This is a genomic window from Nocardioides sp. URHA0032 (genome assembly GCF_000620645.1).
In the GTDB taxonomy this organism is placed as follows: domain Bacteria; phylum Actinomycetota; class Actinomycetes; order Propionibacteriales; family Nocardioidaceae; genus Nocardioides.
This window is the reverse complement of sequence record NZ_JIAV01000018.1, coordinates 115,062-127,412: the sequence shown is the minus strand read 5'-3', so window position 1 is coordinate 127,412 and position 12,351 is coordinate 115,062. Positions and strand designations below refer to the sequence as shown.

Here is a 12,351-nt window from a genome sequence, read left to right as displayed (position 1 = left end):
CAGCCTCGTGGGGCCGAGCGGCCGCCGGCAGAGTCGAAGGTCAGCCCCCGACGGGCCTTTCAGCCGAGCGCGGCACGCGCCGCCTCCCAGCGGGCGACCGGCACCCGGTACGGAGAGCAGGACACGTAGTCGAGCCCCACCTCGTCGAAGAAGTGGATGGACGCGGGGTCGCCGCCGTGCTCGCCGCACACGCCCAGGTGCAGGTCGGGTCGGGTCTGCCGGCCGAGCCGGACCGCCGTCCGCACCAGCTCGCCGACGCCTTCGACGTCCAAGGTCTCGAACGGCGAGACCGGGAAAACCCCGTGGTCGCGGTACGCCGGGAAGAACTCCGACTCGACGTCGTCGCGGGAGAAGCCCCACGTCGTCTGGGTCAGGTCGTTGGTGCCGAACGAGAAGAAGTCGGCCACGGTGGCGATCCGGTCGGCGGTCACCGCGGCGCGCGGCAGCTCGATCATGGTGCCGATGGGGATGTCCAGGGTGATGCCGCGCTCGTCGGCGACCGTGGCCACGACCTGCTCGAGCTGGGCGCGGACCAGCGCCAGCTCCCGCTCGCTGGCGACCAGCGGGACCATGATCTCCGGACGCGGGTCGCCGCCCGCGGCGATCCGGTCCGCGGTCGCCTCGGCGATCGCCCGGGCCTGCATGTCGAACAGGCCGGGGATCACGATGCCGAGCCGGACACCCCGCAACCCGAGCATCGGGTTCTGCTCGTGCAGCCGCCGGACCGCGGCCAGCATCCGGTGGTCGTGCTCGTCCTCGACGTGCCGCTCGTCCTCGAGCGCGACCCGCACCGAGAGGTCGGTCAGGTCGGGCAGGAACTCGTGCAGGGGCGGGTCGATCAGCCGCACCGTCACGGGCAGCCCGTCCATCGCGGCCAGGATCTCGGTGAAGTCCTGGCGCTGCAGCGGCTCCAGCCCGGTCAGCGCGGACTCCTGGCCGGCGTCGTCCTCGGCCACGATCAGGTCCTCGACCAGCCCGCGACGCTCACCGAGGAACATGTGCTCGGTCCGGCAGAGGCCGATGCCGCAGGCCCCGAACCGGCGCGCCCGGGCCGCATCCTCGGGCGTGTCGGCGTTCGCCCGGACGGCCAGCCGGCGTACGGCGTCGGCCCGGCCGAGCAGCCGCACGACCGCGTCCGCGACCGGGTCGTCGACGTCCTGGCCCTCGAGCCGCCGGACGACCGCGGGGTCGCTCACCGCCACCTCGCCCAGGAAGACCTCGCCGGTGCTGCCGTCGATCGAGATCACGTCCCCCTCGGCCACCGTCGGCCCGCCGCGCACCGTGAGCCGCCGGTTCGGCAGGTCGATCACGATCGACTCGGCGCCACAGACACAGGTGCGGCCCATCCCGCGGGCCACGACGGCGGCGTGCGACGTCTTGCCGCCGCGGCTGGTGAGGATGCCGTTCGCCGCGACCATCCCGGGCAGGTCCTCGGGGCTGGTCTCCTTGCGGACCAGGATCACGTGCTCGCCGCGGGCGGCCCACTCGACCGCGGTCGCCGAGTCGAGCACCACCCTCCCGACGGCCGCGCCGGGGGAGGCGCTCATCCCGGTCGCCACCGGCTGCCGCCCCGGGTCGGGAGCGAACCGTGGGAACAGGAGCGCCCCGACCTGCTCGCCGGTGACCCGGCGCAGGGCCTCGTCCTCGTCGATCAGCCCCTCGTCGACCATGTCGACCGCGATCCGCACCGCGGCCTCCGCCGTACGCTTCCCGACGCGGGTCTGGAGCATCCACAGGCGACCGTCCTCGATGGTGAACTCGAGGTCGCACATGTCCCGGTAGTGCTTCTCCAGGACCTCCATGATCCGCAGCAGCTCGTCGTACGACGAGCGGTCCAGCTCGGCCAGGTCCGCGATCGAGACCGTGTTCCGGACGCCGGACACCACGTCCTCTCCCTGGGCGTCGCTCAGGTAGTCGCCGTACACGCCCTGGTCACCGGTGGCCGGGTCCCGGGTGAACGCCACACCTGAGCCGGAGGAACCGCCGCGGTTGCCGAACACCATCGCCTGCACGTTGACCGCCGTGCCGAGGTCGTCCGGGATCTGCTCCTGCCGGCGGTAGAGCGCCGCGCGGGGCGTGTTCCACGAGGCGAAGACCGCGCGGATCGCGAGCCGCAGCTGCTCGCGCGGGTCCTGCGGGAAGTCGCGACCGGTGTGCTGGCGGACCACCGCCTTGAAGTCCTCGACGACCGCGCGGAGCTGCTCGGCGTCGAGCAGGTCGCCGGCGTCCATCCGGTCGGAGAACGCCGCACCGTCGATGCCGAGCACCGTCGTGCCGAACATCTGCAGCAGCCGCCGGTAGGAGTCCGCCGCGAACCGCTCGTCGCCGCTCTGCTGCGCCAACCCCACGACCGACTCGTCGTTGAGGCCGACGTCGAGGACGGTCTCCATCATCCCGGGCATCGAGAACTTCGCGCCCGACCGCACGGACACCAGCAGCGGGTCGTGCGGGTCACCGAGCCGCCGGCCCATCCGCTCCTCGAGGGCGCGCAGGTGCTCGTCGACCTCGGCTTCCAGGACGTCGGGCTCGGCACCCTCGGCGAGGTAGGCGCGGCAGGCCTCGGTCGAGATCGTGAAGCCGGGCGGCACCGGCAGCCCGAGGTTGGTCATCTCGGCCAGCCCGGCGCCCTTGCCCCCGAGGAGGTCCTTCTGGTCCTTGTTGCCCTGCGCGAAGTCGTAGACGTACCTGCTCATGGTCAGAGCCTGCACCCGCGCCGCCGGGAGTGCGAGGGCGCCCGGCCCCCGGATCCGGGCCGATGGTCCCTGTCCCGGCCGGTGGTCCGGGAGGGAGGTTGGAGCCATGCAGACGGCAGCGCGGGTCGTTGTCGCGGTCGGCAGGTACGGCTCGAGCGCGGCAGTCGACCACGCCGTCGCTGAGGCCGGACGGCGCCGGGCCGAGCTGTCGATGGTGCAGGCCCGCGACGTCCGCACGGTGTCGGAGGCGGCCGGTGCAGCGGACCTCGTCGTGGCCGGACGCTTCCCCGAGCTCGCCGCGCACCTCGGGGCCCCCCTCGTCTGCGTGCCCGACGACTGGCGGCCCCGGCTCGGCCCGCGCACGGTCGTCGCCGGGATCGACGACCCGGCGGCCTGCCCCGAGCTGCTCGCCGTCGCCGCCGCGACCGCCCGGCTGTGGCACGCGCGCCTCGTGGTCGTCACGACCCACCGCCGGCACTCCGTCGACGCGCTCGTCGAGGCGTCGCGGCACGCCGATCTCGTGGTGCTCGGCCGGCACTCCCGGGTGGGGCCGGTGGCCCGGGGAGTGGTCCGGGGTGCCGCCTGCCCGGTCCTGCTGACCGCGTCGCGCGAGCAACCCCTCGCCGTGCCCGTGGCTTCCGGGTTGTCGACCATCGCGTGACGCGGCGGTGCAGGATGGCACCGTGCTGGTGCTGGACGGCGGGCTCTCCACCGCGCTCGAGGAGCAGGGCGCGGACCTGTCCGGTGCCCTCTGGACCGCGCGCCTGCTCGCGGAGGAGCCGGAGCGGATCGCCGCCGCCCACCGGGCGTACTACCGGGCCGGCGCGCAGGTCGCGACGACCGCGAGCTACCAGGCCAGCATCGAGGGCTTCGCCGCCGCCGGGTACGACGACGCCGCGCGGCTCGTCACCCGCAGCGTGACGATCGCCCGGGAGGTCCGCGACTCGATGGACGCGCCCGGCCTCCTCGTCGCGGCGTCGGTCGGCCCGTACGGCGCGTTCCTCGCCGACGGCTCGGAGTACCGGGGCCGGTACGGCGTCCCGGTCTCGCGGCTCCGCGACTTCCATGGGCCGCGCCTGGAGCTGCTGGCCGCCGCGGGTCCCGACCTGCTCGCGGTCGAGACCGTGCCCGACGCCGACGAGGCGGTCGTGCTGGCGGAGCTGCTCGACGACCTCGGCGTACCCGCCTGGTTCAGCTACTCGGTCCGGGACGGGACGACCTGCGCCGGTCAGCCGCTGCCCGATGCGTACGCCGTGCTGGCCGACCGGCCGTGGCTGCGCGCCGCCGGTGTGAACTGCTCCGACCAGGCCGACGTCCTCGTAGCCGTGCGGGCCGCGGTCGCAGCCACCCGAGCGCCGGCCGTCGCGTACCCGAACCGGGGCGGAACCTGGGACGCGGCCACCCGGCGCTGGGTGTACGGCGAGCCGGTCGACCTCGGCCTCCTGCCGCTGTGGCGCGAGGCCGGCGTGGAGTACGTCGGCGGGTGCTGCGGCACCGGGCCGGCCGACATCGCAGCGCTGGCCGCCTCAGTCGACGTGGACCTCGACGACGCCGGGGACCGTCCGGGCGACGACGACGGCGAGTGACTGCTCCGGAGACCCGGAGGGCCCGCCGACGGTGACGACGCCGTCCTCGACCTCGACCAGCCAGTCGGTGTGCCCGAGGGAGCCGAGCAGGTCGTCGATGTCGGCCGCGATGACGTCGTCGGAGCGGGCGAGCGCCTGGACCACGTCGCTGCGGCTGAGGATGCCGACCAGCCGGCCGCCGTCGTCGAGCACCGGCACGCTCTTCGCGGAGAGTGCGGTCATCAGCTCGACGGCGCTCGCGACGTCGTCGTCGATCCGTACCGATGCCGCCGAGCGGGTGCACACCTCTCCCACGGTCCCGGGCGGGTACAACGGCTCGACGACCACCGGGCGCTCCTGCGCGCGCGGGTCGCGCGGCACGACCTCCCGGATCAGGTCGGCCTCGCTCACGATGCCGCACAGCCGTCCCCGGTCGTCGACGACGGGCATCGAGGTGATGCCGAGGTCGGCGAGCCTGGTCAGCGCCTGCTTGATGCCCGTCTCCGCGGTGGCGGTGACGGGATCAGGGGTCATCAGGTCCCGGACGAGCATGGCGGTCTCCTTCGGTCAGGCACCCGCATCGGACTGGCGGTGCCTCTCGGTGCTCATGGCCCCAGCGTGGTCCAGCTTGCGTGTGCCGGGACAGATCGGTCCGTCCCGGCGGCCAGTGACCAAGGTCCCGGACGGCGCAGGCGGGCGGCCCTGACGGTGCCGGGTCCGTCGGTCGAGCATGGAGGTGAGCGAAGGAGGCCGCCATGACCATCCGATCCACCCCGTCGAACGTCGTCGTCATCGCCCGCCGGACCCGCGGCGTACCGGCCGCGACCCATCTGGGCGGCACCGCCCGCGCCGTGCTGCGCTCCGCGCACAGCCCGGTTCGCATCGTCGCGCCGGCCCCGAGGGGATGAGCACGATGACCGTCCTGAGTCGGGAGGAGTGCTGGGCGCTCCTCGCGCAGGAGCGGGTCGGCCGGCTGGCGTACCGGCTGGTCGACGAGGTGCACGTCGTCCCCGTGAACTACGCAGTGCGTGACGAGAGCCTGCTGGTCGCGACCGGCGAGGGCAACAAGCTGCTCGCGGCCGAGCTGCAGGCCGAGGCGGCCCTGGAGATCGACGACCTGACGGGGGAGGAGGCCTGGTCGGTGCTCGCCCGCGGCCGGCTGGAGCACCTCCCCGAGGACGCCACCGACGAGCTCGACGACGTCGTCGCATCCTCCTGGCTGCGCACCCTCAAGTACGACGTGGTCCGGCTGGTCCCGACCGTGGTCAGCGGCCGCCGCCTCGCGCTCCGACGCCCGTGACCACCGGCCGGACCTGTCCGGCCGGCAACCAGCCCTGGTGCGCCTCGACCTCGTGGTGACCGCCGCCGGAGGCCCAGACGACCCACGCCAGCCACTGGGCGCCGCCGACCGCGGGCAGGCCCCACCAGAACAGCAACAGGCCGGGGTGCACGTCGAGGGAGTCCGGGCCCAGGCGGACCATCACGTGCCGCGGCGCTCGTGGCGCCGGGGGAGGGCCGGAGTCGGAGAGGTGCTCGGACCGGGTCCAGCCCTCGCGGACCCGCAGCGTGCCGCTCGGCCGCTCCACGGCCGCGGTGACGACCCAGGCCTCCGTGCGGGCACCGACCTCACGCTGTGTCAGGAGGAGTCCGGGCCGCGCCCACCGAGGGTCGCCGGTGACGTTCACCCACACGTGTCCCGGCGTCCCCGGTGTCCTCCTCACCCGCTCAGGTTAGAACACCTGTTCGAATGATGCGGAGTCGGCGGAGCGCCGCGCGAACACGAAGAGGTACGACGCCGGGTGCCTGGCTCACCGGACCAGACCACGGCGCGCCGTCCTTGATCGGCCGCGGCTGCGGCGTTCTACTACGGCCAACGGTCGTCCCGGGCGGTAGCAACCGCAGTCCCCCGGAGGTGATGAATGACCTGGAACATGGTGTTCCTGTGCGGCGTCGCGATCGCGATCCTCGTCGGCATCCTGACCTGACGTCGGCCAGGACGCGGACGGCTCGGACTCTCGCATTCCTCCGCCGGCTCCGGCGCGGGGAGCAAGGTCGTCGCCTCGGCGAGCCCCTGCTCGGCATCACCACGTCGTCGACGCGAACCACACTCGCCGTTGCGGACCCGCCAGCAGCGACAGCCGCCCGCGGACTGCGCCAGCCCACTGATCCTGCGAAGCAGGCTCCACCCGCTTCAGCTCCGGCGCAGCGCCGGGAACGGAAAAGACCCCTGAGAGGCGCTGTGCCTGCTCAGGGGCCTGTTGTTGCTGGTGGGCGATACTGGGTTTGAACCAGTGACCTCTTCCGTGTCAAGGAAGCGCGCTACCGCTGCGCCAATCGCCCGGGTCTTGAGTTTGTGGAGGAACTGCGCGGAGGTGGGTACGGGATTTGAACCCGTGTACACGGATTTGCAGTCCGTTGCCTCGCCTCTCGGCCAACCCACCATGGAGGCCAAACCAGGGAGAGACCTCTCCGAGCGGACGACGAGGCTCGAACTCGCGACCTCAACCTTGGCAAGGTTGCGCTCTACCAACTGAGCTACGTCCGCCTGCGCTCCGACCGGTCTCCCGGTCGGCGTGCGTGAGAACAGTAGCCGATGCCCCAGACCATGCAAAATCGGGCTGATGGCGGCGCGTTGGTCCCACGTCGGCGGGTTTCCGGCGCCCCTAGGGTGAGCGTATGCGTGCGTGGATCAACGGTCAGGTGCTCCCCGATGCGGCCGTTCCGGCGGTGCTCGTGAGCGACCACGGCCTCACGGTCGGGGACGGTGTGTTCGAGGCGATCAAGGTCGTCGACGGTCTGCCGTTCGCGCTCGACCTGCACCTCGACCGCCTGCACCGATCGGCCGCCGGCCTGGGCCTGCCCGCCCTCGACGAGGCCGCCGTACGTCGGGGGATCGTCGCCGTTCTCGAGGGTCCGGACCTGCCGCTCGGCCGGCTCCGGATCACGGTCACCGGCGGTCCGGCGCCGCTGGGCTCGGGGCGTGGCGATGCGGCGCCGACGGTGATCGTGGTCGCCGACGCGATGACGCCCTGGCCGGACTCGACGGCCGTCGCCACCGTGCCCTGGCCGCGCAACGAGCGCGGTGCGCTGGCCGGCCTGAAGACCACGTCGTACGCCGAGAACGTCGTCGCCCTGGCGGCGGCGAAGCAGAAGGGCGCGAGTGAGGCGGTGTTCGCGAACCTCGCCGGCCACCTCTGCGAGGGCACCGGCACCAACGTCTTCTACGTGGTGGACGGGGAGCTGCGCACGCCCACGCTGGCCAGCGGATGTCTGGCCGGCGTCACCCGCGGCCTGATCCTCGAGTGGTACGGCGGCCGCGAGGTGGACGAGCCGATCGAGACCGTCCGGGACGCCAGTGAGGTGTTCCTGGCGTCGACCACGCGGGACGCGCAGCCCGTCTCGCGCTGGGACGATCGGGAGCTGCCCACGCCCGGGCCGGTGACGACCGAGGTGCGCGAGCTGTGGCGGAAGCGGGAGCCCGAGCTACTGGGGCTCTGACTGGCCGACCAGCGACTCGACCAGGAGGTCGAGGTCGATGGTCTCCGCACCGAGCGGCACGACCGCCAGGGTGCGGGAGAGGAAGCCGTACAGATCGCTGGTCCGCATCTGGGTGACCAGGCGACCGTCGGGGGAGCAGAGCTCCATGATCACGGCGGCTCGGCCGTTCTCGTCGACGCTCGGGAACAGCTGGACGTCGCCCTCGCCGGCCGGGTCGGTGAGCCCGCTCAGCAGCAGCTCCCGGCCGACGGCCCAGCGCACGGAGTCCGCTGTGCCGCGGAAGGTGATCCACACCGCCCACGGGTCGCCGGCGTCGTACTCGAACGAGGCCGCGAGGTCGACGGTGCGCCCCCAGGCGTCGAGGATCTGCAGGGTGAGCTCCTGCGACAGGGCTCCGGAGATGGGCTGCGGGTTCACACGGAGGAGACGGCGGACCCCGGCCTCCATGACGCCGAAGTACGGTGAATGTGAACCTCGCGGATCGGTAGGCTAAAGTCTGCGACCGCACACAGCGGGCGATTGGCGCAGTGGTAGCGCGCTTCGTTCACACCGAAGAGGTCACTGGTTCGAACCCAGTATCGCCCACCGCAGGGAGCCGTACGCCGAGCGTGCGGCTCTCGCTCATTTGTGGCTCCGACGCGGTCGGACCGGGGGCGCGTCCCGGAAACCGCCGCGCGTGCCGGCCGACCCGCTCGATACGATCCAGAGGCCAGTCCCACACCCCGAGGAGACCACTGTGTCCGACCTGAAGATCGCCCTCGTCCACGCCGACGTGCGTGAGGAGCGGACGGTCACGACGGGCACCAGGGCCTGGGAGCTGTACCGCGACGACGACAAGGTCATCGCTGCCCGGGTGAACGGCGACCTCAAGGACCTCTCCTACGAGCTCGCCGACGGCGACCTGCTCGAGGGCGTCGCGATCGACAGCAAGGACGGCCACGACATCCTGCGGCACTCGACCGCGCACGTGATGGCGCAGGCCGTGCAGCAGCTGTTCCCCGAGGCGAAGCTGGGCATCGGCCCGCCGGTGGAGAACGGCTTCTACTACGACTTCGACGTCGAGACCCCGTTCGTGCCCGAGGACCTCGCGAAGATCGAGACCGCGATGCGGAAGATCATCAAGGAGGGCCAGCGCTTCGAGCGCCGGGTCACCACCGACCACGACGCGATCCACGAGCTCGCCGACGAGCCGTACAAGATCGAGCTGATCGGCCTCAAGGGCGCCGGCAAGTCCGACGACGCGGCCGAGGGTGCGAACGTCGAGGTCGGCTCCGGCGACCTCACCATCTACGACAACGTACGACGCAACGGCGAGGTCGCGTGGAGCGACCTGTGCCGCGGCCCGCACCTGCCGACCACCAAGCGGATCCCGGCGTTCAAGCTGATGCGCACCGCGGCGGCGTACTGGCGCGGCGACGAGAAGAACAAGCAGCTCCAGCGCATCTACGGCACCGCGTGGGAGTCGAAGGAAGCACTCGACGAGCACCTGCACCGGCTCGAGGAGGCGGAGCGCCGCGACCACCGCAAGCTCGGCCGCGACCTCGACCTGTTCAGCTTCCCCGACGAGATCGGCTCCGGCCTCGTCGTGTTCCACCCCAAGGGCGGGGTGGTCAAGCGCGAGATGGAGGACTACGTCCGCCAGCGCCACATCGAGGAGGGCTTCCAGTACGTCGGCACCCCCCACATCAGCAAGGAGGGCCTGTTCCACACCTCCGGGCACCTGCCGTACTACGCCGACACCATGTTCCCGCCGATGGAGTTCGAGGGCGCGAACTACTACCTCAAGGCCATGAACTGCCCGATGCACAACCTGATCTTCAAGTCGCGCGGGCGGTCCTACCGCGAGCTCCCGCTGCGGCTCTTCGAGTTCGGGTCGGTCTACCGCTACGAGAAGTCCGGCGTCGTGCACGGCCTCACCCGCGTGCGCGGCATGACCCAGGACGACTCGCACTCCTACGTCACCCCCGAGCAGGCGCCGGCCGAGATCGAGCACCTGCTGAACTTCGTGCTCGGACTGCTGCGGGACTTCGGCATCGACGACTTCTACCTGGAGCTGTCCACCCGCGACGACTCGAAGCCGGACAAGTTCGTCGGCTCCGACGAGGACTGGGCGACCGCCACCAAGGTGCTCGAGGACGTCGCCGTGTCCTCCGGCCTCGAGCTCGTCCCGGACCCGGGCGGCGCGGCGTTCTACGGCCCGAAGATCTCGGTGCAGGCACGCGACGCCATCGGGCGCACCTGGCAGATGTCGACCATCCAGTACGACTTCAACCAGCCGCGGGGCTTCGAGCTGGAGTACCAGGCCGCGGACGGCTCCCGCCAGCAGCCGGTGATGATCCACTCCGCGAAGTTCGGCTCCCTCGAGCGGTTCTTCGGTGTGCTGGTCGAGCACTACGCCGGCGCGTTCCCGCCGTGGCTCGCGCCCGTGCAGGTCCAGGCGATCCCGATCGCCGAGCGGCACAACGACTACCTGTACGACGTCGCGAAGCGAATGCGCGGGCAGGGGCTGCGGGTCGAGGTCGACGACTCCGACGACCGGATGCAGAAGAAGATCCGCAACGCGCAGCTGCAGAAGGTGCCGTTCATGATGATCGCCGGTGACGACGACCTGGCAGCCGGTGCTGTCTCGTTCCGCTACCGCGACGGCCACCAGGACAACGGCGTCCCGGTCGACGAGGCGATCCAGCGCGTGGTCGAAGCGGTCGCCGCGCGCACCCAGGTCTGAGCGGTGCGCCGGGCGGCGCGGGCCCTCCTGGTCCTCGCCCTCGGCGTGCCCGCGTGCTCGTCCAGCAGCGTCGACCCGGTCCCCGCGCCGGCCACACCGCGGCCGAGCTCCGTCGTCAGGCCGACGCAGGACCCGCAGGCGGCCCGGCTCCAGGCGCTCGCCCGGCTCGCCGAGGCCGCCGCCGCGGCGCTGCCCTCGACCCGCCGTGCGCCGCAACCGCGGACCGGCGAGGTGCTCGGCGCGGACGTCAGCTGGCCGCAGTGCCCCCGCGGCATGGGCATCCCCGAACGCCGGACGCTCGGCCGGCCGATGCCGCTGCCGGACCCGGCGTACGTCGTGCTGGGCCTCACGAACGGGCCGGGCTTCACGGTCAACCCGTGCCTGGCGGACCAGGTCCGCTGGGCCCGCGAGCGGCACCTGCTCACCGCGGCGTACGCCGTTGTGAGCCTGCCGGACGACACCGCGGTCGCCGAGCACCGGACCGACGGCCCGTACGACGGCTCGACGGCCCTCGGCGCGCTCGCGAACACCGGCTACCAGCAGGCGCTGGCGAACGTCGTGACCATGCGCCGGGCCGGGCTCGCCTCGCCGGTCGTCTGGGTCGACGTCGAGCCGGTGCCGGACTTCGAGTGGAGCGCCGACCCGACCCGCAACGCCGCGGTGGTCGAGGGCGCGGTGCGCGGCTACCGGTACGCCGGGTACCGCGTCGGCGTCTACTCGACGCCGGCGCTGTGGCGCGGCGTCGTCGGCGACCTCGCGCTCGGCGTCCCCGAGTGGCGGGCCGCGGGCGAGACCTCGGCGGCCGAGGCGCGCGAGCGCTGCGGGGACGACTGGTCGATCCAGGGTGGTCCCGCGGTGCTCGCGCAGTGGGTGGCCGACGACCGCGACCAGGACCTCACCTGTCCGGGGACCTCCGCGGCGCTGGCCCGGTGGTTCGCGCAGACCTGACGTACCTGCGGCCGTCGATCCGGTACGCCGTCCCCGCGACCGTCACGGTCTCCTGGTCGGCCCCGGTGTCGGCGTACCCCTGCCGCTCGTAGAAGCGGCGGGCCCGCGCGTTCCCGGTCACCACGCTGAGCCAGGTCGCGCCGCGCTCCTCGGCGGTGGCCACCAGCTCGGCGGCGACGCCGGTGCCGCGGCGCCCCGCGTCGACGAACAGCAGCTCGAGCTCGTCCTCGTCGACGGTGACGAAGCCCGCGACCCGGCCGTCAACCTCGGCGACCATGGCGCGGGGGAGCAGGGCCCCGACCCGCTCGTCGAACGTCGCGCGCGTCCGTGCCGCCACCAGGCCGGGTGGGACGTGCCCGTCGTGGGCGTCGTGCCAGGCGTCGTGCCAGATCCGCGCGAGCGTCGCCGCGTCCGCGTCCGTCGCGCGACGGATCACGGACGTACGCGCTTCTCGTAGCGACGGCACGGGGAGATGAACTGCTCGCCCTGCGCCGTGACGTGGTACGGCAGGTCGCCCGCGTCGTACCAACCGTGCTTCTCGTAGAACCGGCGCGCCCGGTCGTTGCCGACGACGACGGCGAGCCACGCGACGTCGTACCCCGCCTCCGCGATCCGGCGCTCGCCGTCCGCGAGCAGCGGCGCGGCGACGCCGGAGCCGTGCAGGTCGGGGTCGACGAAGATCTGCTCGAGCTCGTCGCCGGACACCATCGCGAAGCCGACGACGCGACCGGCGACCTCCGCGACCGTCGTGTCGGCCGTCCGGGACGGCGTCCGCTCGTGGAACGCCGCGAGCGTGCGCCCGGCGGTCAGCCCGTCGGGGACGTGCCCCGGGTGCGAGACGTGCCAGGCCCGATGCCAGATGTCGGCGACGGTCGCCATGTCGTCCGGGACGGCTGGTCGGAGCATCACCCCCTCACCCTAG

General features: G+C 72.7%; 13 protein-coding genes and 4 tRNA genes. 8 read left to right on the top strand and 9 right to left on the bottom strand.

Features of this window, described 5'->3' with window-relative positions; translation table 11 throughout:
* Window positions 1-59: 59 nt before the first annotated feature.
* Complete coding sequence (ppdK, locus tag N538_RS0107480) at window positions 60-2,693, bottom strand: pyruvate, phosphate dikinase (protein WP_028636805.1); 2,634 nt, start codon at window positions 2,691-2,693, stop codon at window positions 60-62.
* Window positions 2,694-2,799: 106 nt separating this feature from the next.
* Between ppdK and N538_RS0107475 the strand changes: the two genes are divergently transcribed.
* Window positions 2,800-3,354: a hypothetical protein gene (locus tag N538_RS0107475; protein ID WP_028636804.1), complete on the top strand. Its 555-nt coding sequence runs from the start codon at window positions 2,800-2,802 to the stop codon at window positions 3,352-3,354.
* A 22-nt stretch (window positions 3,355-3,376) separates the two neighbouring features.
* On the top strand, window positions 3,377-4,279 hold the full coding sequence (gene mmuM, locus N538_RS0107470) for a homocysteine S-methyltransferase (protein WP_028636803.1): 903 nt from the start codon (window positions 3,377-3,379) through the stop codon (window positions 4,277-4,279).
* Here the strand turns inward: mmuM and N538_RS0107465 are convergent.
* On the bottom strand, window positions 4,220-4,810 hold the full coding sequence (locus N538_RS0107465) for a CBS domain-containing protein (protein WP_028636802.1): 591 nt from the start codon (window positions 4,808-4,810) through the stop codon (window positions 4,220-4,222). The genes mmuM and N538_RS0107465 overlap by 60 nt on opposite strands.
* A 203-nt stretch (window positions 4,811-5,013) precedes the next feature.
* On the opposite strand from N538_RS0107465, the gene N538_RS28915 reads away from it, so the two are divergent.
* Window positions 5,014-5,166, top strand: a complete 153-nt coding sequence (locus N538_RS28915; RefSeq protein WP_197025265.1) for a hypothetical protein — start codon at window positions 5,014-5,016, stop codon at window positions 5,164-5,166.
* Between the two features lie 5 nt (window positions 5,167-5,171).
* Window positions 5,172-5,558 carry a pyridoxamine 5'-phosphate oxidase family protein gene (locus tag N538_RS0107455; protein WP_197025264.1) on the top strand — a complete coding sequence of 129 codons (387 nt, stop codon included), beginning with the start codon at window positions 5,172-5,174 and terminating at the stop codon, window positions 5,556-5,558.
* Here the strand turns inward: N538_RS0107455 and N538_RS0107450 are convergent.
* The 4 genes from N538_RS0107450 to N538_RS0107435 form a co-directional block, all read right to left on the bottom strand.
* Window positions 5,524-5,979 (bottom strand): hypothetical protein, encoded by a 456-nt coding sequence (locus N538_RS0107450; RefSeq protein ID WP_155991998.1) that lies wholly within the window; start codon window positions 5,977-5,979, stop codon window positions 5,524-5,526. The two genes, N538_RS0107455 and N538_RS0107450, sit on opposite strands and share 35 nt — an antisense overlap.
* Window positions 5,980-6,523: 544 nt before the next feature.
* Window positions 6,524-6,598 (bottom strand) — tRNA-Val (locus N538_RS0107445).
* A 30-nt stretch (window positions 6,599-6,628) separates the two neighbouring features.
* Window positions 6,629-6,699 (bottom strand) — tRNA-Cys (locus tag N538_RS0107440).
* Between the two features lie 31 nt (window positions 6,700-6,730).
* A tRNA-Gly gene (locus N538_RS0107435) sits at window positions 6,731-6,803 on the bottom strand.
* A gap of 131 nt (window positions 6,804-6,934) precedes the next feature.
* Here N538_RS0107435 and N538_RS0107430 point away from each other — a divergent pair.
* Window positions 6,935-7,756 (top strand): aminotransferase class IV, encoded by an 822-nt coding sequence (locus N538_RS0107430; RefSeq protein WP_028636799.1) that lies wholly within the window; start codon window positions 6,935-6,937, stop codon window positions 7,754-7,756.
* Here the strand turns inward: N538_RS0107430 and N538_RS0107425 are convergent.
* A complete protein-coding gene (locus tag N538_RS0107425) occupies window positions 7,742-8,173 on the bottom strand; it encodes an SsgA family sporulation/cell division regulator (protein WP_028636798.1) in 432 nt (143 codons plus the stop codon). The genes N538_RS0107430 and N538_RS0107425 overlap by 15 nt on opposite strands.
* Before the next feature lie 96 nt (window positions 8,174-8,269).
* Here N538_RS0107425 and N538_RS0107420 point away from each other — a divergent pair.
* From N538_RS0107420 to N538_RS0107410, 3 genes are all read left to right on the top strand, one after another.
* Window positions 8,270-8,341: transfer RNA gene (locus N538_RS0107420), tRNA-Val, on the top strand.
* Window positions 8,342-8,492: 151 nt separating this feature from the next.
* Window positions 8,493-10,481: a threonine--tRNA ligase gene (thrS, locus tag N538_RS0107415; protein ID WP_028636797.1), complete on the top strand. Its 1,989-nt coding sequence runs from the start codon at window positions 8,493-8,495 to the stop codon at window positions 10,479-10,481.
* 3 nt (window positions 10,482-10,484) lie between these two features.
* Window positions 10,485-11,429 (top strand): hypothetical protein, encoded by a 945-nt coding sequence (locus N538_RS0107410; protein ID WP_028636796.1) that lies wholly within the window; start codon window positions 10,485-10,487, stop codon window positions 11,427-11,429.
* Here the strand turns inward: N538_RS0107410 and N538_RS24235 are convergent.
* Both N538_RS24235 and N538_RS24230 read right to left on the bottom strand, forming a co-directional pair.
* Window positions 11,377-11,865, bottom strand: coding sequence for a GNAT family N-acetyltransferase (locus tag N538_RS24235; protein ID WP_051548938.1), 489 nt, complete (start codon window positions 11,863-11,865; stop codon window positions 11,377-11,379). The two genes, N538_RS0107410 and N538_RS24235, sit on opposite strands and share 53 nt — an antisense overlap.
* The gene (locus N538_RS24230) at window positions 11,862-12,335 is read right to left on the bottom strand and encodes a GNAT family N-acetyltransferase (RefSeq protein ID WP_036569787.1); all 474 of its coding nucleotides are present in this window, start codon (window positions 12,333-12,335) and stop codon (window positions 11,862-11,864) included. Before N538_RS24230 ends, N538_RS24235 begins: the two co-directional genes overlap by 4 nt.
* Window positions 12,336-12,351: the final 16 nt, after the last annotated feature.